The following is a 20970-nucleotide window of genomic DNA, read 5'->3' as shown; positions in this document are numbered from 1 at the left end:
TGTTTATGGGAGTGGGAATGCAAATCTCGAAAAACCGATTGATGGAATTCCAATACCCGATACATGCGATCAAAATTGTATTTGTTTGTTTTGCGACAAAGCACTAATTTGATGGATTATATTTAAAACACCACCATGAAGAAAATATTCCATCTTTGTCTCTGTCTGATCAGCTTAAATCTTTTTGCACAAGAAACGCTCCCATTGAAATACCGAAATATTGGTCCTTTTCGAGGAGGAAGGTCTGTTTCAGCCTCAGGCGTGATAGATGATCCATTGACCTATTATATGGGAACTACAGGTGGAGGTGTTTGGAAGACTTCCGATGCTGGCCAACTCTGGGAGAATATATCAGATGGATTTTTTGAAACTGGCTCTGTGGGTGCTATTGCAGTTTCGCCAACCCAATCTAGAATTGTCTATGTAGGAATGGGAGAACATGCGCCTAGGGGTGTGATGACTTCTTATGGTGATGGAGTGTACAAATCAATTGATGCAGGAAAGACTTGGAAGAAAATGGGTTTGGAAAAAACCCAGCACATTTCCAGAATCATTATTCATCCAGAAAATCCAGACATTGTATATGTTGCCGCTCAGGGAGCCTTACATGCTCCAAATCCAGAAAGGGGAATTTATAAAACTACTAATGGTGGAGAAACTTGGGAAAAGATTCTTTTTGTGGATGAAAAAACGGGAGCCTCTGAATTGTCTATGGATAGTAATTTTCCAGAGGTACTTTATGCAGCCATGTGGGAGCATCAAAGGTTGCCTTGGAAAGTGATCAGTGGTGGAGAAGGCAGTGGATTGTATAAATCTACAGATGGAGGGATGACTTGGGAAAAACTTCAAAAAGGGCTTCCAGAGGAGATGGGTAAGATGGCCATTGCAGTAGCTCCATCAAACTCTGAAAAAGTATATGCCTTGGTAGAAAGTGATTCAGATAAAGAAATGGGCGGACTCTTTGTCTCTGACAATGCCGGTGCTTCTTGGTCCAAAGTCAGCAGTGATCATCGCTTGGTTCAGAGAGCTTGGTATTATATAGAGCTATTTATAGATCCTCAAAATGAAAATCAGATCTATGTGCTGAGTGCACCTGCGCTTAAGTCTATAGATGGGGGTAAATCATGGGAAGTCATGCCACGTGCACATGGGGATTACCATGATTTGTGGATCAATCCTAAGAATCCCAAAAACCTTGTTATTGCTGATGATGGTGGTGCTGCAATTTCCTTTAATGGTGGAAACACTTGGTCTAGGCAGGATAATATGCCAACAGCTCAAATGTACCGAATCAATACTGACAACCAATTTCCTTATAAAATTTATGGGGGACAGCAGGACAATTCTTCCTTATCGATCAGCAGCTTGGCCTTGGGAAAAGGCGGGATTGACCAAGAGAACTGGAGTGCCAGCGCAGGAGGAGAGTCCGCTTTTCTTGCCTTTGATCCTGATGATCCGCGCTATGTATTAGGCGGTAGTTACCTAGGTACCATTGAAGTTTTGGATGTCCAATCTAAAGGTTCCACTAATATTATGATTGAGCCAATTCAGTATCTAGGTAGAGACGCTTCTGATATGAAATACAGGTTCAACTGGAGTGCTCCCATCATTTGGTCACAGCATGAGCCAAATACTTATTATCATGCCGCTCAATATGTGTTGAAAACACAGGATATGGGAAATTCTTGGGAGGTTATCAGTCCAGATTTGACCAAAAATGAAAAGGAAAAACAAGGAAAAGGTGGAGGTCCATTTACCAATGAGGCTGTAGGGGCAGAAAACTATGGAACCATTGCGTATTTGGTCGAAAGCCCACATGAAAAAAGAGTTTTGTGGACTGGGTCAGATGATGGTCTGGTTCACTTAACAAGAGATGGTGGCCAAAGTTGGATAAATGTAACGCCCAAAGGGATGCCTGAAACGCTTATCAATGCCATTGAACTCTCTCCGCATCAACCTGGTACAGCCTACATCGCAACCACGCGATACAAATTCAATGATTATACTCCAGCGATTTGGAAGACTTCTGATTATGGAAAATCTTGGGTCAATATAAGCAAAGGAATTCCCTATGGCGCTTTCACAAGGGTAGTCAGAGAAGATCCAAAAGTCAAAGACTTGCTTTATGCAGGAACCGAAACGGGGATTTACTTATCGAGAGATGGAGGAGTGAGTTGGAAATCTTTTCAGCTCAACCTTCCAGTTACCCCTATTACAGATTTGAAAATTGCCCATGATGATTTGATTGTGGCGACTTCGGGTAGGTCTTATTGGATATTGGATGACCTTAATTTGGTCAGAGAATTAAAACCTAGTGTGACCTCCTTGCATGCTTACACTCCTAATCCGATAATTTATGGTAACTGGAGTTCTGCGATGAACAGTAACAGCGCTGACGGTAAGGGAATTTTGACAGGTGTGAACCCAGCCAATGGTGTAGTATTTTACTATCATTTGCCTGATGATTTTGATTCAGAAAAAGAAATCACCTTGACGATCAAAAATAGCGAGGGTAAGCTTATCAGAACCCTCACATCCGAAGCCGATCCCGAATTTAAATCTTATGATGGTGGTCCATCGACAGCACCAACACTTTCTAAAAAGAAAGGCGTGAACAGGTTTGTTTGGGATATGAGATATACTGGTATGCCGGGAATACCGACAGCCTACATAGAAGGGTCTTTTAGAGGTAGAAGAGTGGCACCGGGAGACTATCAATTGGAATTGAATGTAGGAGGTCAGCAGAGTGTGACAATGGCCAAGATTCTTCCTAGCCCGCTTATCTCTATAACAGATTCTCAGTGGTCTGAATACGATCAGTTGATGGAAACAATGGAAGGCGAACTTACCGAAATGCATGAAATGGTGAATCAGCTAATGGGTCTACAGTTAAAACTGCAAGCCTTTTTGACGGGTATTTCAAAAGATGAAAAGCAAAAAGACCTTCATCAGAACGGAGAGAACCTTCTTCAGCTGATGCAAACTTGGGATGAAGATATGGTTCAACGCAAATCCAAAGCGTATGATGATGTGGAGAATTTCCCGAATAAGTTTACTGCGAATTATTTATTCTTGATCAATCAAACAGAAAGCAGTATTCCTAAAGTGAACGCAGGAAGCAAAAAGCGCTATGCTGAGTTGCATGAACAATGGCTGCTATTGAAAGCTAGAGGGGAAGATATTCTGAATAAGTCAATCCCTGAATTCAATAATCAAGTAAAAGCAGCAGGATTCGGAGTACTTTATTGATATGAATTTATAAGAACCTGGTATGTCCTGATTTTAGAAAGGTTCTGGCATAACCAACAATCTATAATTAGAAACCCTTCTCGCTTTGACGAGAAGGGTTATTTTTTTGAATTAAAATATCAGTGGAAATAGGAAGCGGAGTAAGAAGTCGGTTTTTAATAAATGAATTTCCTGATGGATACCGTTTGATTTAAATCGTAAAAAGCCTCGCTCATTTGATTTTTTCCTTGGTTCATTTTTTTGTGGGAGGTGTTTGGTGTCCTGTAGGATACTTTTGAATCATCAAACATTAAAAACAAACCCTTAAAAAAATATGAAAAGAGAATTGGTATTGCTCAGAACTTTCTCACTAGCGATGGCTGGTGGTATGATTTTACTTGCTTCAGTTGCCTTTAAAAATAATGGTAACCATCATTTTGAAGAAATCGATGTACAGAGAATAAACATCGTGGAACCCGATGGCACGGTCAAGATGGTCATCACTAATGTGGATAAATTCCCAAATGGGGACACTAAAATCAACGATCGACCTACCAATGCAGATAGAAAGAAACGTTCAGGAATGCTTTTCTTCAATGAAGATGGAATCGAGTGTGGAGGTTTTATCTATGATGGTGCTTTGACAGAGAATGGACACAGTTCAGGTTTATCACTTACTTTTGATCAATATGATGGTGATCAGGTGATGCAATTGCTGACAACAGACAGCAAATCTGGCGACAAGAGAAGAGTGAGTAGCAATTTGGTCTTTATGGATCGACCTGCGAAAGAGTCACAACAAAAGACAAAGGAAATTATGGAGGAACTGCAGGCTTTGAGAAAGACAGATCCAGCTGCAGCAAGGGCCAAAATGCAAGAATATCAGGAACAAGAATTGATTGGTGGAGCGCCACGAGTGATGTTGGGCAAGTCGGGGAGTCAGAACAATGGGTTGTTCCTATTCGATGATCAGGGCATGCCGCGTGCCATGTTTTACGTGGATCAAGCGAATCAGGCCAAACTGGATTTCTTCAATGAAAAAGGAGAAGTGCTCTACTCCTTCCCTCCTGCAGCAGAAACAAATTGATCAATTTATAGCCCTTTTGGAAGAAAGGGCTATTTTTACACTTTAGTTTCCAGCGATGAAGAAGTTTTTCCAATCCCTTTATTTAAGCAAATACTTTTTGGCTTTTATAGTCATTTTCGCCTATTTGGAATCCATACAGATCAGGTTCTTCTTTAGTAAATCCTTCCGTTGGTTTTTATTTACTCCAGACGCAGCCATAGGTCAGCTGATCAATGCCATGCTTTTGTTTGTCATCATTGGCTTGGTGATCCGAAGGTTTGAAGAGAAGCTGACACTTAGCCATGCGCTTTCGGTATTCACTATTTCCCTTGTTGTTTATGTGATTGGTAATAATATCCTGTCCTTTTTGATCTCACTTGCTTTCAATACTGTAGCGCGGAATTTCAATTTTAACTCCTTGGCAAGCTCAAACATCAAATATGTGGTTGATGTATTCGTCTATGGTGGATTCTTCTTGGCGCACTATTACTTTCACAAAAATCAAGAAGACAAAAAGAAAATTTCCGAGCTTGAAAAGGCTCAGATTGAAAGTCAATTGTCTAAGCTCAAGGCACAATTGGATCCTCACTTTCTCTTCAATAACCTGAATGTGCTAGATCAATTGATTGAAGAAGATCAGAAACAAGCCTCAGCATTTTTGCATGATTTCTCAGATATCTACCGCTATGTGCTTCAGTCTTCGGATAAGCAACTCGTAAGTTTAGAAGAAGAGTTGGAATTTGCACAGCGCTATTTCCGATTGATGCAGCAGAAATATGGGGATGCCTATATTTTGAAAGTTGGTAGTGTGATTTCGAAAGGAGCTCTTTTGCCCGCATTGAGTTTACAGTTGCTGATAGAAAATGCCATCGAGCATAATCTAGGAACAGAAAAAGATCCTGTATTGATTGAATTGTGTTTTGAAGAAAAGTCACTTTCTATCATCAATTCACTCAAACCCAAGAAAAATTCGAAAAAGAACGGAGGCAGGGCATTGCTAAATTTGAAGTCCCAGTTTCAACTCTTTGGTTCCGCTGAAGTGCTTGTAGAGAAAAGTGAAGATAAGTTTGTGGTTCGACTCCCCTTGATATTTAAAGATGCGCATTGAGATATTGATTATAGAAGATGAGCTTCCGGCGAGAAGGAAGTTGAAGCGCTATCTGGAGCAGCTAGAATCGGAGACGGTAGTTTTGGCCGAATGCAGTACGGTGGAGGAAGCCATTGTTTTCTTTGAAGAAGGAGGAAAAGCAGATTTAATAATCTCTGACATTGCCTTGCAGGATGGAAATGCCTTTGATATTTATCAGGAGATCGCTTTAAAATCACCCATCATTTTCACTACTGCCTATGGCGATTACATGATGGATGCTTTTGAAAGCAATGGGATTGATTACTTGTTAAAACCATTTACTTTTGAGCGATTTGAAAAAGCCTGGAAGAAATTTTTGCTTTTTGCGCAAGCTGCACCAAAAACCTCGCAAACTCCATCAAAATCTGTAGATTCAGACAGTTTCAAAAGTAGATTTATTATCAATACAGCAAAGGGAAGTTACTTTTTGGAGGTAAGTAATGTCTCTTTTTTCCAAGCTCAGGATGGGATTGTCAAAGCCATAGATTTGCAGGGGAAAAGCCATCTGATGCCTGTTGCTACTTTGAAGGAAATAGAGGAAGTTTTAGATCCGACGAAGTTCTTTAGGATCAACAGGGCTGAGTTGGTTCATCAAGTTGCCATAGAAAGAATGGAGCGCTATGGGAAAAACAATTTGGCTATTCAGCTTGTAGGTTCTGACAAAAAGCTAGTGACGAGTCAATCTAGTACGGCTGCATTCCGAGAGTGGGTGGAGCAGTGAGATAGGAAAAGAGGGGAATCTCGCAAAGGCCGCTGAGAAGCAAAGGCTGCAAAGTGATTTTACCACGTATGAACGCAGTGGATTTTAGATTGTAGAGGGTAAATTTTAGATTTTTGGGTTGCACAGAGTTTCGCAGAGGAGTCACGGAGGAGCACGGAGTTTATTTTTTGATTTGAGTCTCACGCGGATCCTCCCTAAAGTGAGGTAAACCTCCCAAGAGGGAGGCAAGTGCACAGATTCCACAGATTTCACAGATTTTATTTTTACCACGGATGAACATGGTGAATTTTAGACTTTAGATTGTAGAATTCAGATTTGGGGGTGGTAGTTTTTTGGGTTGCACAGAGTTTCGCAGAGGAGTCACGGAGGTGCACTGAGTTTTTTGATTAGGGAATTGCACGTGGATCCTCCCCCTGCATTTCTGCGGGACACGGCTAAAGGGAGGCAAGTTCGCAGAGGGAGGCAAGTGCTCGGATTTTTTTACCACAGATGAACACGGGTGAATACTGATGGACTCGTTGGATTTTAGATTTTAAATTGTAGAATTCAGATTTGGGGGTGTGGTAGTTTTATGGGGTTTGGTTGAAATGATTACTTTTTAGAGATAATGGGTTTTTTGGGTTGCACAGAGTTTCGCAGAGGAGTCACGGAGGTGCACGGAGTTTATTTTTTGATTTGGGAATTGCACGTGGATCCTCCCTCTGCAATTCTGCGGGACACGGCTAACGGGAGGCAAGTTCGCAGAGGAATTCTTTCACATGTAAAAGGCAATTCAAATAGCCGTGTCTTTTGTGTTTATTCGCGGGAGAAATTTATTTAGATCGGTAAAAAGATATCAAGGCGTAGTTTCAAACTACGCCTAGTCGGAGTCGAATATTAAAATTAGAATGGCACTGTTTTAAGCAAATGGAGGTAAAGCAGCCTCGTTTTAGTTGGATTTAAAAACTTAATCTTTAAATTTAAAATGTATGAAGCAGTAACTCTCAATAAATTGAAATCAAACCAATCCACACTACTTAAAAAAGTAAGAATTCTAAAGACCTTTTATCGGGCTTTTTCTGCGGCTAGTCTTACGCTAACCGTTGTGAGTTGGGGGATCATCTGGACTTCTGGAAATGCAGCTTTTGCCCCATTGTTTTGGTTGAAATTATTAACTTCTGTTGGCATTATCTTTTTCCTCCAAGATGATATGAGTAAACAGTTTTACTACTTTCAAAATTTGGGTTTCAATAGAAGACAGCTTTGGTCATTTACCATGGGTTTTGATATTTTCTTGTTTTTATTTGGTTACTTTTTGATCCTAAAGTTTTTATGAAGCATACTTTAGAAGTGGATGGTGTCATGCTGAGTTTTGGGCAGAATCGTGTGTTGCAGAACATCTATCTGAAATGTGAATCAGGTAGTGTGACGGGTCTTCTAGGAAGAAATGGATGTGGGAAATCGTCTCTGATGCGGATTATGTTCGGGGAGCCGCTGACAGAAGATAGGTCTGTGAGAATTGACAATCAAAGTCTATTGGGGAGTTTTCGAGATTCTAAAGACATGCGCTACTTGCCTCAGCAGCATTTTATTCCAAAGCATCTTTCATTGACGAGCGTATTGGATGATTTTGGTTTAGAGAAAGATAGGCTTCTCGAAAATTTCCCTGAATTTGATGCCTTTCCAAAGCTCAAAGTTAATCAACTTTCAGGGGGTTGGCAGCGAATTTTAGAACTGTATATCATTTTGATGTCAGAGAGTAAGTTTGTGCTCTTGGATGAGCCTTTTTCCCATATCATGCCTTTGCATGTGGAGACTATCAAAAGGCTAATTGTGGAGGAAAAACAAAATAAAGGGATCTTGATATCTGATCATCTTTACGAGCATATCATGGAGGTCTCTGATCAAGTGTACATGATCAACAATGGAAGAAGTTTTCTAATTGAATCCGCTCAAGATCTTCATGATAATGGGTATATCAGGCTTAGATAGGTTTGCCATAGATTTAATTGTACGGGGAGCGGGGAAGTGATTTTACCACGGATGAATGCAGATGGATTTGGTTATTGGGGATTAGTTAAATAAGTAAATTGAAAATTCGACGCCTTTCAGGGTCGTTGGGTTAATTTATCATTTTTTGTTTCTATAAACATGTAATCCCTTCGGGATTGGGAAAGGTTTTCATTGTCCCTGAAGGAGGTAAGCGAGGAAATTTACCACGGATGAACACGGATGGACTCGGTTTTTTTCTTTGCGTTCCATTGTGAATCTCTGCGGCAAAAATATTTGCCACAGAGTTGTGCGGTGAAGCTCAGAGGATTTTTTATGATGGATGTCCAGTTTTAGGCTTATATCTTATCATAACGCATTGGAGTTGGTGGTGCGCAATTGGAAAATCCACCTGTATGAGTATCGTTGCACTGGTAAAATAATAGAATCATTACGCTGTTATTTTCTTCGAATGAAATCTCGGCTTTATCAGGAATAGAACTCACATTATCACTCTCAATAAGTTCTTCGCTAGTGGCAGGAGGGTTTTCCCATTCTTCGGCATTAGATATTGTATTGGTTCTTAGAATAAGCTCACCATCTTCAAAGGAGTAATTCCCTGTTGAAACTGACAATATTCCAGTTTGAAAGTCTCCATTCCCCTGTATCCTTTTAGATATGTTTTCAAAAGTACCATTGGGCTGAAATATAAAAGTTGATTCTAAGGTTTGATTTTCGTACTCGGTCTCGTTGACCCAAGATCCTCGAATTCTTTCTCGGTTTAGATCTTCGTCATCTTCTATGCAAGAAAATACAAAAACTGGTAGTAAGAGCAATAAGTATAGCTTTCTCATTTGATTAGCGTTAGTTTAAAAGGTAATTTTCAATCATTGATATATTCATCTGAAACGATTTCTACTTGAACCGTTTGCTGATTAGCGGAAAGAACTTTCCAACCTTGAATGCTTCTTCCCGACCAAGTTCTCAACTCTACATTGATAATCTGATTAGATATTGACCAATTTCCATTAAAGTCAGAAGTTGTAATTGGAGGTGTACCGCACCAGCCTGCGTTCGCTCGATTGACCAAGTTGCCATTTTTTCTAAAAATAAAGCCATAGGTATCAGGAGGCAAATTGGTTTTCCTTTCCAAGGTTAGCGTATTTCCTAGATAATTGCTTACTGTCCATGCACCAAGAGGAAATTCTCCAGATTGTGGAATGGAGTCATCTTCTGCACAAGACGCCAATAACAAGAGAACTGAGAAGGCTAAGATTAACTTTTTCATAAAAATTGAATTTTGGTTACTTTTTCAAGACGGATAATCATATCAAAGTGTCCCACAAACTAATGATTTTTTTGCAAATTGGTTTTAAAAGCACGCGAAGCGAAGAGTTTTTACCACTGGTGGATATTAGATTTTAGAGGGTAGAATTCAGATTTAATCAAATCAAAAACTGTGTTTTTGGGCTTTATCAGTGGCTTTCTGTCTTTTAAATTTTTCCTGTTTGAAATTTAAAGCATAGCCTTTACCTTGTATGCTATGAAAATCAATCTTGAAGAAAAGTATTCCAAAATAGCAGGTTACTGGCATCCACATATCATCGGTGAACTGAATGACAATTATGTCAAACTTGCCAAGCTAAAAGGTGATTTGGTGTGGCACAGTCATCAGGAGGAAGATGAGATGTTTGTGGTGATTAGTGGTACTTTGATGATGGATTTCAGAGATGGGAAGACGATTGCGACCAAACCTGGAGAAATCCTGATTGTCCCCAAAGGTGTAGAGCACCGCCCTTGGACGCATAATGAAGAGGTTCGGGTGATGCTTATCGAACCCAAATCAACCCAACATACGGGAGATATTAAAGTTGCACAGACTGTGGAGGAGTTGAAGTGGATTTGAGTCTCACGCGGATCCTCCCTAAAGTGAGGTAAGTTCACGGATTTTTATTTTACCACAGATGAACACGGGTGAACACGGTGAATTTTAGATTTTAGATTTTAGAATTCAGATTTGGGGGTGTGGTAGTTTTATGGGGTTTGGTTGAATTGATTAGTTTTTAGAGATAGTAGGTTTTTTGGGTTGCACGGAGATTCACAGAGGAGTCACGGAGGTGCACGGAGTTTTTTTGATTTGAGTCTCACGCGGATCCTCCCCCCGCAATTCTGCGGGACATGGCTAACGGGAGGCAAGTGCACAGATTTCACAGATTTTTATTTTTAGCACGGATGAACACGGTGAATTTTAGATTTTAGAGGGTAGAATTCAGATTTGGGGGTGTGGTAGTTTTATGGGGTTTGGTTGAATTGATTAGTTTTTAGAGAGAGTAGGTTTTTTGGGTTGCACGGAGATTCACAGAGGAGTCACGGAGGTGCACGGAGTTTTTTTGATTTGAGTTTCACGCGGATTCCACAGATTTCACAGATTTTTATTTTACCACGGATGAACATGGTGAATTTTAGATTTTAGAGGGTAGAATTTAGATTTGGGGGTGTGGTAGTTTTATGGGGTTTGGTTGAAATGATTACTTTTTAGAGATAGTAGGTTTTTTGATTTGGGGGAATTGGATTTGCTTTATGTAAGCCTTTTTGGAAAAGGGTTGAAATCAGCTTTACAGCTTAGTATGGTGTGGTCTTTTGCGAGATTTGTATGGATTTTTTCTGAGGTTTGAATAGCTAGGAATCGAGTAGGATATATGTTTGATATGGGTTTGATACGGAGTAGATATGGAGATGATACGGAGAAGATACGGATGGATATCACATTATCTATGCTTAGAAGTCCAATTAAGGGTAAGTTTAAGATAAGTGGTTTATAAGGTTTCGACTGTAAATATTGGATATAGCTAAGGAGTAATTTCGTCTTGTTCCTTGTTAATTGGGTTGTATATTTATTATCTGAAAAAATAGCAGTGTAATGGACTTAGAAGAACTGAATCGGCAGATAGGCAAATTAATGGAAGAACAAAACAAGCGTTCTCTTCCTGAATTTGAGGGGTACTCACCTTATGAAATGAACATTGTTTTCCATGATACATTTGGTATAAATAGTCCTATTCAATTACAAAAGCTGAGTTCTGAGGATTATGATCAGATTCCTATGCTTCAGCAGGTCAAATACTTGTGCAGTATCATTGAAAAGGCGGGTTCCTTAAAACTCACCGCAAAGGGATTTTTGCCAACAAAGTTTGTAGCTGAGCTTTATGCACAAGGGTTTATCAAAGATGATTTTATTGATGAGGGCCATTACAAGCTCTATAAGGAGACAGATTCTGATTCCATTCATTTGACGAGAATTTTGATTGAGTTGACGGGGATTGCCAAGAAGCGATTGGGAAAATTATCGCTTACAAAAAATGGTCAGAAGGTATTGAAAGATGATTTTGAGTTATTCAAACTCCTGTTCGATACTTTTAGAAACAAGTTCAATTGGGGTTATTTTGATGGATATGAAAATCAGCCAATTGGTCCTTTGGGTTTTGGATTTACTTTGATTTTGTTGTCCAAGTACGGAGGAAAGCCAAGGTCTGACGTTTTTTATGCGGAGAAATATTTGAAAGCTTTTCCCGCTTTGCTCGATGGATTAAATCCGGGTTACACTACCGTGGAGAAGTATGCTGCAAGTTGTTATTCGATTAGAACCTTTGAGCGGTTTATGAATTATTTTGGTTTGGTAGCGCTTGAAAAAGAAGGAGTCATTATCAAGGACATCGTATCTGTCCAAAAAACACCCCTGCTCGATAAGTTATTTAAGATTAAGGCGCCGGAAGGGAGGAAGTAGTTGAGTTTGAATAAGCAAGAAAAAATCACCTGCCTGAAAGCTTACTTGGATAAGCCTGGAGAATCGTATGCTGATAGTTTTAAATGGGAAATAGGGATCATCCTTGGGGGTTTTGACGAATCCAATCTCAACTTACGATTTTTGGAAAACTTATCGGAAGAAGCTGCCATTTATGCATTTGTAGATCGGCTGACATCTCGAATTGTGATGAAATACGATCCGGAATGGGAAAGCTTGGGAGATTTTGTCTGGGATTATTTGGGGAATGGATGAATTATATACTTTCACAATCAAGATTGATTTCTAATAACTATTATTTTATCAAAGATCAATTTAAAAGATCCCTCAATAAAAAATTCAGATAATAGGTCATGATATTTTGAAATAAGAAATTCAATCCTGTCTTTTTAGTGTATTCCCATCACATATGCGTTTAGAACTCCGTTTATTGATCAATTTCATGATGACGTGAAAATCTCCAAAAAGTTAAAATGACTAATCGAAATAGATTTAGGTTGTTATTTCAAAATAGTAAAAGAAAATTCTTTGTATTTTGTGCAAAATAAGATTTTATGGCAGAAGTAATTAAAGATATTTTAGGTCCATTCTTAGAGCAAGCGCAAACTTCAAACTTAAAAACTAAGCATTATAAGAAAGATTTTAAGGGGCTAAATGTTAAAGTGAGCTTTGGACAAGGAGGATTGGCTAGAATACCTTGGGTTTCATTTTTGGCTGAGGGTCAATCAACAGCTAATGGAATATATCCTGTATATCTTCTATACAAAGATTACAATATACTCATTTTGGCTTATGGAGTAAGTGAAACAGTTAAGCCAAGTTCACAGTGGGAGTTTAAAAGTCCTCCAAAGAAAATTGTTGATTTTTTTCAAGAGAAAAAGTTAAGGGTAGATAGGTATGGTGATTCTTTTGTTCATTCAGCATATGATTTGAAAGATGGTTTGGATTGGAATGAATTACAAAAAGATATTGAGTATTTAATTGAGGAGTATAAAAAAGCGGATCTGGAATCTTTCAAAGAAACGGCTTTTGAAATAACAGGTTTTGATTTTTTAGACTTAGTTAGGTCAGTAGCTTTATCAGGATTTTATTTTAATCAATTAATGGTTGAAAGATTTTGCGCATCATTGATGGCAAAACCCTTTTTAATTTTAACTGGCCTTTCAGGTTCTGGTAAAACCAAACTTGCCCAATCCTTTGTTGAGTGGATATCGACTGATTCGAATCAGTATAAAATTATTCCCGTAGGAGCAGACTGGACCAATCGTGAACCAATTTTGGGCTACCCCAATGCCTTGGATCTGAATGAATATATCAAACCAGACTCTGGAGTTTTGGATCTTTTGATTGAAGCAACTAATAACCCTGATTTACCATATTTTTTGATTTTGGATGAGATGAATCTGAGTCATGTGGAGCGGTATTTTGCTGACTTCCTTAGTACCATGGAATCTGAAGGAACGATATCTCTCCATAGCGGAATTCAACCGATCAGTGATGTCCCTCCCAAAATCCGAATACCCAAAAACCTATTTATCATCGGTACGGTCAATATTGATGAAACAACACACATGTTTAGCCCTAAAGTTCTGGATAGAGCAAATACCATCGAGTTCCGAATTACACCACAGGAGATGAGCTCCTTCTTGGACCAAATCAGGGAAGTCCAAATGGAAAACCTCAAATCCAAAGGAGCGGGAATGGCAAAGAGCTTTTTGGAAATGGCCTTGGATAAATCTGTTCCATCTGAGGGAATGGACAGAGTCAAGACCGAGTTAACCAAGTTCTTTGTCGAACTAAAAAAAGCAGGTGCCGAGTTCGGTTATCGATCAGCCACCGAAATACTCAAACTTATCGACCGCTTGGGTAAGATTGATCCAGACTTAAGTCCAGATACCAAACTGGATATTGCCATTATCCAGAAATTACTTCCCAAGCTACATGGTTCCAGAAGAAAGCTTGCGCCTGTCCTGACCACCTTGGCCAATCTTTGCTTGAAGGAGTCTATCAAACCAGAGAAAGAGAATGCATCTATTGATATCATGGTTTTCGGAGTTGATACAGAGAATATCAAATATCCCATTTCTTATGAAAAGCTCTCTCGCATGCATAAGGCGGCCATAGAAAACGGGTTTGCTAGTTTTGCAGAAGCATAACCTATGGCTGCTGTTTCCAACATATTGATTGACCTGTCTGATGTTGAAAAAGGATTGGTTTTGGAAATCCTTGAAAAACAGGCAGGGACGCTTTTTGATGAGGATCAGAAAAGCATAGAAAATAACGAAGCCAGGTTTCAACTTGTAGAAGGTAGTTTTTATGAATATGATTTAAACAATTCAAAATATTCATTAGCTTCTGGAAATGTCCGTATCATTCAGCCATCACAAAAACGCCCCTACACTGGGATTATTGCTCCAAATATTTTTGTAGGGACTCTTTATCTAAGTTTAAAGAAAGAAGGAGTTGAAGACCCCATCAAAAAAATCCCACTTGAAGTACAATCCAAAAAAACAGGCTATCGGGATGATTACCGCGATATGCTGGAATTCATCACGGAGAAGTGTACCGATCTTCTTCTACAGATAAATTCCCCTGTTTATCAGAATTTCGAACCTAATTTTGAAAAAGACATTTCAGAAAATGTACTTTATCAGCGATTTATTTTTCTAAAATCCATCATTGGAACTTCGGAATTTCATGAGGCAGTGCATCGAATCGTTTCCTTCCCCAACACGAAGTGGGAGGAAGAAACAGAACTAAAGGATGTACGGAATGTGCGGCGCTTTTCCAGAAGTGCAGTTGTTGAGCTCGTCAAAGGCAAAAACCGTATTAAGATTCCCTCTTCTCATCCTTTAGTCACGTATGGTTTGAATTCTGTTCCTTCCAAAATTCTTTCTTCTCGAAAGGTGGATTCAGTGGATACCCCAGAAAATCGTTTTATCAAGTATGCCTTGGAGACCTTTTTAAAGTTTAGTGTAGAAATAAATGCTAAGGCTAAAAAACTAAACAGACAGAGTCAACTATCCAAAGAATCAGAACAATTGGTAAGTGAACTAGAAAACCATTTATATCATACCATTTTTAATGAGATTTCTGCTCCCCACCTTTTGAAATTAAACAGTCCGGTTCTACAAAGAAAAGAGGGGTACCGAGAGGTTTTGAGAGTATGGCTAATGTTTGATTTAGCAGCCAAACTGATATGGAAAGGAGGGGAAGATGTATATGAGGGAGGTAAAAAGGATATTGCCACGCTTTATGAATACTGGTTGTTCTTTAAGTTGCTGGAAATCCTTCAGCACCTTTTTCAGGTCGAACCTAATGAATTGCAACAATTGATTTCAATCAAGGATGAAGGATTGAATGTCAATCTGAAACAGGGTAAATTCACCGCACTAATAGGGATTTTCAACTCTGGAAATCGTAAGTTTCACGTTCAGTTTAACTACAATCGGTCATTTCAAGGAAAAAACGAATACCCTAAATCAGGTAGTTGGACCACCACACTACGTCCAGACTACACCCTTTCCGTATGGCCATCTGGAATAAGTGAAACTCAGGCAGAGCTTGAAGAAGTAATTGTTCATATACACTTTGATGCCAAGTATAAGGTTGATAACATTTTTCAGATTACAGATCAGGAAGAAGGATTGGACGAAGAAAAAACAGCCAATAGAAAAGGGATCTATAAAAATGCCGATCTCCTGAAAATGCATGCTTATAAAGATGCTATTCGCAGAACAGGGGGAGCCTATGTCCTGTATCCAGGAACAGTCCCCATTGAAAGAAAGGGATTTCATGAAATTATACCGGGTTTAGGAGCTTTTCCGGTTCGGCCATCCAAAAAAGACGATGGGACGAAAGAGCTGGAAGTCTTTATAAAAAAGGTAATAGACCACTTCATTAATAGGGCATCCCAAAGGGAAAAAATCGCTTTGAAATCATACGAGGTTTACAAAAAAATTCCAAAAGGCGAAGATCGGATAGACGAATCTCTTCCTGAACCTTATGGGATAAATAGAACTTTGATTCCTGATGATACATTTGTTTTGGTAGGTTATTACAAATCCCGGGAACATTTGGAATGGATCAATAAAGAGAAAAAATACAACTTCAGGACTGGCACAGGGAATGGCTCACTTTCTTTGGATTTTCAAACTGTAAGCTCAAAATACTTATTACTTCACACAAAAGGAGATCAAGAGTCTTCAATGCTTTGGAAGATCGTCAGTAAGGGGCCCAAAGTTTATTCGAAGGCTGATTTGTTGAAACTTAAATACCCACTACCAAACAGTGAGTTTTATTTGGTTGTAGATTTGGTGCAAGTTACCGATGAAGAATTTAAGGGAAAGAATTGGAATTTTAGGAGTTTGAAAAATTACAAGAGAGGGAATGCTTCTGCTTTTCCATTTACTACTACCTTGGCTGAATTGATCAAGAATTAAGTTTAATAAGGATGAAGGAACGAAATCATTTAATCGACTTTAATGAAATCTCGGATCATGCTAGTTTTGTTAATCAAATTACTTCTCTTTTTAATATACCCTCAGGATCTTCGATTAGATTAAGAGTGAATTTAGGGAGAGAAAAGTTTTTATATTCAGATTTTCTATTGCTTCTAATTTCAAGCATAAAGTGTTTGAAATCCAAGAATATAAAAGTTAATGGTTTAATTGAAGATTTCTCATTGGATTCTCCGCAGGCTCAATATGCAAGTAGAGTTAATTTTTTCAGGCTACTTGGATTAAATTTATATGAAAAGTTTCCAAGAAAAGATCCATCTGGTCGATTTACAGAGATAACTTTTTTTGATAAAGACAACATAAGGCAAGTGTTCGATTCAATTATGAAAATATTGCTCGTTAATGGTGTAAATGAAGATATGCTTACTGTTCTTAATTTTTGTCTTTATGAGGTTCTTGATAATACTTTAAATCATTCTTCCGAAGAATTTAAATATGGGGCAGGATCAGGGTTTTCTTGTGCACAGTTCTTTCCCAGAAATCACGAAGTAAGGATAATAATAGCCGATACAGGTCAAGGAATATATTCAGCACTGACAAAACACCCTAAGTCAAAATTTAAAGACTTAACTGAAGGAGAAGCGGTCTTAAGAAGTGTTGATAAAGGAGTAACAAACAGCGAAGGAATGGGCTTTGGATTATGGGCTACAGCAGAAATGATGAAGAAAAATCAAGGAGACTTTATTGTTCATTCAGGTAATTATCAACTTAATAATTTTGAATTACATCAAGTACCCTATTGGCAAGGCACCTTTACATTTCTAAGAATTAACACAAATATTCCTGTAAATTATATAGAGATATTTGGTGAAAATTCTGATCAACTTGATATGTTTCAAGAATATAAAGAGGAGTTTTTTGGTGATTTCGATCAGCTTTGGTAACTTTAGGTTCAATTTTTGGGTTAATAACTATATGACAATCAAATTCTCACATTTTGGAACTCATCTTGGCACAAGGTTTCTTGGTGAAACCGTGAGGAAGGATATTGAGCAAGCTTTAGTATTTGAAGATTTTGTAGTGTTTGATTTTTCTGGCGTAGAGTTTATATCACATAGTTTTGCAGACGAGTGTTTTGGTAAACTTTTACTCTCTATGAAAATTGAAGAGTTGAAAAGCAAGACTACTTTTAAAGATGCCAATATTTTGGTAAAGAGAACCATTGCATTTGCTTTAAAGGAAAGATTATTGCAGTTGGAAACTGCCTAAAATCTCACCAATTCCACAATCCCAACACCTCCGCTAACTTCTCCATTACTTCTAAAGACACATTCCTTTTGCCTTGCTATATACCAGAGATATAGGGGCGATTGAGCCCAGACTTTAAGGCCACTTCCTCTTGGGACAGGCCTTTTTCTTTTCTGAGGGTTTTGAGTCTATTTCCAAATTTTTCTTTAATATCCATCCTGCAATCTGAAAAATTGTGGCCTATTGTACCACGGACTATAGTCTACAAAATGCTATTTAGTTGTATATTTGGTTCAAACTTATTTCAAATGAATAAAACCATCTCCGTCTCCACCGAATATCTTTTTCCTTCAAGAACGATTGAAATCTTGGAAATACAAAGTTTCAAGGAAAGCAAACAAGTTTATGTTTACAATTATGAAGGAAACCATTTCAGATATTTTGATAGCTTAATTGGGTTGTTGCAGTTCTTTGAATTGGGTATAGAACCAAAAATTGCTTTTGAAACAGAAAATGAGTTGGATGAATTTTTAACCAATCAATTTTAATTTGTCAAAATACTCTCCCCCCAAAAAAAACACCCACAGACTATCTTTTGGAAGATTTTCTGTGGGTGCTTGAAGCCTTCTAATTTAGCTTAGAAATGCTGAATTTTAATTATTGAAAGTTAGCGCCTATGTTACCTTGGCCTACTATTGTACCTAGATTTGTGGCACTTAGGTGGACATTTACATAACCGTCAACAGTTAAGATTTGAGCATACGTGTAAGGAGTATCTGTTCCCATCATTCCTTGTCTCGTATCACTTACACTAGTTCCTGTAGCACCTACTACTGGATTGAATGTATATAAGATTGGTCCACCTTCAGCAGCACTATTTGCGTGAATGTGTGCAGGATGCATGCCATCTGCTGGAGTACCTGTCAAAGTAATGGTTGCTAATGCAAATCCATTTACTCTCTCTTGGAATGTGATGTTACCTGAGATTCCAGCAACTGCTGTTTCGTTCAAAGGATATGTTCTTGCTGTAGCCGTTAATTCATTTGATCCGATATCGCCTTGCGCTACGATAGTTGCTAAAGCTTCTGCACTCAAATGTACGTTTACATAACCATCTACTTCTAAGATTTCATCATATGTATAACCTTCTTCGCCATCCATTGTACCTGCACGGGTATCAGTCTTACTCATACCTGTTGTACCGTTTACTGGATTGAAAGTAAATAGAATTCCACCGCCTATTGCTGCAGAGTTAGCATGGATATGTGCAGGATGCATTCCATCATCAGGTGTTCCGTCCAAAGAGATGGTTGCTAAAGCAAAACCATTCACTCTTTCTTGGAAAGTTATTTCTCCAGAGATTCCAGGGACAGCTGATTCATTCAGTGTATATGTTTTTGAAGTTCCAGTCAATTCATTTGATCCGATATCACCTTGAGCAACTACAGTTGCAAGTTCAGTGGCGCTCAAATGCACATTGATGTAACCATCGAAAGCTAATACATCACTATACTTTAATGGAGTTCCATCATCTTGCATGGAGAATGTTGTTTCACTGATTCCTGTAGTTCCATTTACTGGAGTTAAAGAAACAGCGATTCCACCACCTGTAGCGGCAGAATTAAAATGAATGTGTGCAGGATGCTGACCACCGTCTGGGGTTCCTTCTAGCGTGATAGTCAATTTGGTGTTTCCGATAGAAGTTTCCTCCAACAATGCGGTACCACTAATGCCTGAATTACCTACAGCGGCTAATTCATAAGTTTTGGTTTGGCCAGAAAATATTCCGTCCGGATCAATAGCAGGGTTCTCGTCATCATTACAGGCCGCAAAAGTTAGGGCCACAGCAAATAGCATTGCTACTTGTTTGATTCGATTGATAAATAATGTTTTTTTCATGTGTTTATAATTTTTTCATGTTCTCGTGAAAATTTCCTTTTTGTTAAAAATTGAAATTTTAAATTCTTAAGGTCGATTCCACGATGAATTTTGATAATGTGAAAACCTAACAACATTGCTAGGCTTTTGTTTTTGTTTGCTTGAATTCAAATACGATGAAGCAGAGCAAGTTGGATTGCCTGATAGATCAAAAATTAAAATATGCTTATCCCCAATGACATCAGTGTATAAATACTTCGCTTATGATAGTGTGAATAATTTTCGACTGGGCGCACAAGCGTCAACTACGCCACGGCGCACAAGTGACAACAGTTGATTGAAGTCGAATCAGACAATATTATCAATGGCTACTGGTGTAAAAGCGGATAAACATATCAGAAGATAGTTTGCAGTCACTTTTGAACTGATTAGTTTAAATAAGATAAACAAGCTTCTCTACATTCTTGACAAGCTTTTGCGCAAGCTTGACAATGATCGTGTGCATGATTTCCACATTCTTCTGCGCAGCTTCCACATATTTTAGCGCAGTATTTTATGAGGTCATTGACATCTTCAAAGCTTCCTGCTAAAATTTTGCTCGTCGACAGGCATATTGTCCCACAAACTTGATCTGTTTGAATACAGTCTCGCATATGGCTTACGTTTTCTTCCTGAAGGCAGGCATCAGCACAATGGAAACAAGCGTTTGCACATTCCTGAAGTTTGATCATTAATTCTTTGCGTTTCATAATAGTTGTTGGTTAAGGTTAGAAATTTAATTTACAATTATCCGCATTAACACCAGCATTAATATTTATCACTTATAGTCCAAGCGGATAATTGTCCACCGTCCTCGGCCGACAGTCCACAGCAAAGACGAATAAAGTGTGTTCATTATTTAAGTGGCTACTGGCAAGAGAGCGGGTATACATATTTTATTTAAAAAAATGTGCAATTACCTAGCCATAGGGAGGTTTTTGAAATCTAATTTTTGAGATTGTATATCTCTTACTCTAAACAGATTGAAATGTCCAATTAGAGGTATTTTCAGCCAAGAATTCTTGGTTTTTATTTGAAGTAAATAAGGTGGGAGGATTGGGGGATTAGTTGAATTAGTTAATTGGTTGACTGTTTAAGGAGAGCAGGTTTTTGGGTTGCACGGAGATTCACAGAGGAGTCACGGAGTTGCACTGAGTTATTTGATTTGGGGATTGTACGTGGATTTTTTTTACCACGGATGGACACGGATGAACACAGTGCATTTTAGATTTTAGAATTCAGATTTGGGGGATTAGTTGAATTAGTTATTGGTTGACTGCTAAAGGAGAGCAGGTTTTTGGGTTGCACGGAGATTCACAGAGGAGTCACAGAGTTGCGCAGAGTTTTGATTTTGGGATTGTATGCGGATTTTTATTTTACCACGGATAAACACGGATGGACACAGTGCATTTTAGATTTTAGATTTGGGGG

At 38.5% G+C, this 20970-nt stretch carries 19 protein-coding genes; 14 read left to right on the top strand and 5 right to left on the bottom strand.

Going from position 1 to position 20970, the window contains the following annotated elements:
• Positions 1–135 precede the first annotated feature (135 nt).
• The 6 genes from IEV57_RS01075 to IEV57_RS01050 all read left to right on the top strand — a co-directional run bounded on the left by IEV57_RS01075 (position 136) and on the right by IEV57_RS01050 (position 8115).
• Positions 136–3249 (top strand): VPS10 domain-containing protein, encoded by a 3114-nt coding sequence (locus IEV57_RS01075; protein ID WP_188438743.1) that lies wholly within the window; start codon positions 136–138, stop codon positions 3247–3249.
• A gap of 313 nt (positions 3250–3562) precedes the next feature.
• Positions 3563–4315 (top strand): hypothetical protein, encoded by a 753-nt coding sequence (locus tag IEV57_RS01070; RefSeq protein ID WP_188438741.1) that lies wholly within the window; start codon positions 3563–3565, stop codon positions 4313–4315.
• Positions 4316–4412: 97 nt separating this feature from the next.
• Positions 4413–5402, top strand: coding sequence for a sensor histidine kinase (locus IEV57_RS01065; RefSeq protein ID WP_188438739.1), 990 nt, complete (start codon positions 4413–4415; stop codon positions 5400–5402).
• Positions 5392–6144 (top strand): LytR/AlgR family response regulator transcription factor, encoded by a 753-nt coding sequence (locus IEV57_RS01060; RefSeq protein ID WP_188438737.1) that lies wholly within the window; start codon positions 5392–5394, stop codon positions 6142–6144. Before IEV57_RS01065 ends, IEV57_RS01060 begins: the two co-directional genes overlap by 11 nt.
• Before the next feature lie 964 nt (positions 6145–7108).
• Positions 7109–7459 (top strand): hypothetical protein, encoded by a 351-nt coding sequence (locus IEV57_RS01055; RefSeq protein ID WP_188438735.1) that lies wholly within the window; start codon positions 7109–7111, stop codon positions 7457–7459.
• Positions 7456–8115, top strand: coding sequence for an ATP-binding cassette domain-containing protein (locus IEV57_RS01050; protein ID WP_188438732.1), 660 nt, complete (start codon positions 7456–7458; stop codon positions 8113–8115). Before IEV57_RS01055 ends, IEV57_RS01050 begins: the two co-directional genes overlap by 4 nt.
• Before the next feature lie 356 nt (positions 8116–8471).
• Here the strand turns inward: IEV57_RS01050 and IEV57_RS01045 are convergent, their stop codons facing one another.
• Positions 8472–8966, bottom strand: a complete 495-nt coding sequence (locus IEV57_RS01045; protein ID WP_188438730.1) for a hypothetical protein — start codon at positions 8964–8966, stop codon at positions 8472–8474.
• A gap of 29 nt (positions 8967–8995) precedes the next feature.
• Positions 8996–9400, bottom strand: coding sequence for a hypothetical protein (locus IEV57_RS01040; protein WP_188438728.1), 405 nt, complete (start codon positions 9398–9400; stop codon positions 8996–8998).
• Between the two features lie 255 nt (positions 9401–9655).
• On the opposite strand from IEV57_RS01040, the gene IEV57_RS01035 reads away from it, so the two are divergent.
• The 7 genes from IEV57_RS01035 to IEV57_RS01005 all read left to right on the top strand — a co-directional run bounded on the left by IEV57_RS01035 (position 9656) and on the right by IEV57_RS01005 (position 17643).
• Positions 9656–10018 carry a cupin domain-containing protein gene (locus tag IEV57_RS01035; protein ID WP_188438726.1) on the top strand — a complete coding sequence of 121 codons (363 nt, stop codon included), beginning with the start codon at positions 9656–9658 and terminating at the stop codon, positions 10016–10018.
• A 1014-nt stretch (positions 10019–11032) separates the two neighbouring features.
• On the top strand, positions 11033–11896 hold the full coding sequence (locus tag IEV57_RS01030) for a hypothetical protein (RefSeq protein ID WP_188438723.1): 864 nt from the start codon (positions 11033–11035) through the stop codon (positions 11894–11896).
• 6 nt (positions 11897–11902) lie between these two features.
• A complete protein-coding gene (locus IEV57_RS01025) occupies positions 11903–12169 on the top strand; it encodes a hypothetical protein (protein WP_188438722.1) in 267 nt (88 codons plus the stop codon).
• Positions 12170–12468: 299 nt separating this feature from the next.
• Positions 12469–14070 carry an MrcB family domain-containing protein gene (locus IEV57_RS01020; protein ID WP_188438720.1) on the top strand — a complete coding sequence of 534 codons (1602 nt, stop codon included), beginning with the start codon at positions 12469–12471 and terminating at the stop codon, positions 14068–14070.
• 3 nt (positions 14071–14073) lie between these two features.
• Positions 14074–16356 (top strand): DUF2357 domain-containing protein, encoded by a 2283-nt coding sequence (locus tag IEV57_RS01015; RefSeq protein ID WP_188438718.1) that lies wholly within the window; start codon positions 14074–14076, stop codon positions 16354–16356.
• Between the two features lie 11 nt (positions 16357–16367).
• Positions 16368–17318 (top strand): ATP-binding protein, encoded by a 951-nt coding sequence (locus IEV57_RS01010; RefSeq protein WP_188438716.1) that lies wholly within the window; start codon positions 16368–16370, stop codon positions 17316–17318.
• A 31-nt stretch (positions 17319–17349) separates the two neighbouring features.
• Entirely contained in the window at positions 17350–17643 is a 294-nt protein-coding gene (locus tag IEV57_RS01005; protein WP_188438713.1) for an STAS-like domain-containing protein, read from the top strand.
• A gap of 76 nt (positions 17644–17719) precedes the next feature.
• On the opposite strand, the gene IEV57_RS01000 is transcribed toward IEV57_RS01005, so the two are convergent.
• Complete coding sequence (locus tag IEV57_RS01000) at positions 17720–17839, bottom strand: helix-turn-helix domain-containing protein (RefSeq protein ID WP_188438710.1); 120 nt, start codon at positions 17837–17839, stop codon at positions 17720–17722.
• 91 nt (positions 17840–17930) lie between these two features.
• Here IEV57_RS01000 and IEV57_RS00995 point away from each other — a divergent pair, with 91 nt between their 5' ends.
• Positions 17931–18170, top strand: a complete 240-nt coding sequence (locus tag IEV57_RS00995; RefSeq protein ID WP_188438708.1) for a hypothetical protein — start codon at positions 17931–17933, stop codon at positions 18168–18170.
• 109 nt (positions 18171–18279) lie between these two features.
• On the opposite strand, the gene IEV57_RS00990 is transcribed toward IEV57_RS00995, so the two are convergent.
• Both IEV57_RS00990 and IEV57_RS00985 read right to left on the bottom strand, forming a co-directional pair.
• Positions 18280–19521, bottom strand: coding sequence for a CHRD domain-containing protein (locus IEV57_RS00990; RefSeq protein WP_229744191.1), 1242 nt, complete (start codon positions 19519–19521; stop codon positions 18280–18282).
• A 407-nt stretch (positions 19522–19928) separates the two neighbouring features.
• The gene (locus IEV57_RS00985) at positions 19929–20249 is read right to left on the bottom strand and encodes a four-helix bundle copper-binding protein (protein WP_188438705.1); all 321 of its coding nucleotides are present in this window, start codon (positions 20247–20249) and stop codon (positions 19929–19931) included.
• Positions 20250–20970: the final 721 nt, after the last annotated feature.

The sequence above is a fragment of the Belliella aquatica genome, assembly GCF_014637795.1.
In the GTDB taxonomy this organism is placed as follows: Bacteria; Bacteroidota; Bacteroidia; order Cytophagales; family Cyclobacteriaceae; genus Belliella; species Belliella aquatica.
The sequence above is the reverse complement of the archived record's forward strand: the minus strand, read 5'-3'. Positions and strand labels throughout refer to the sequence as shown.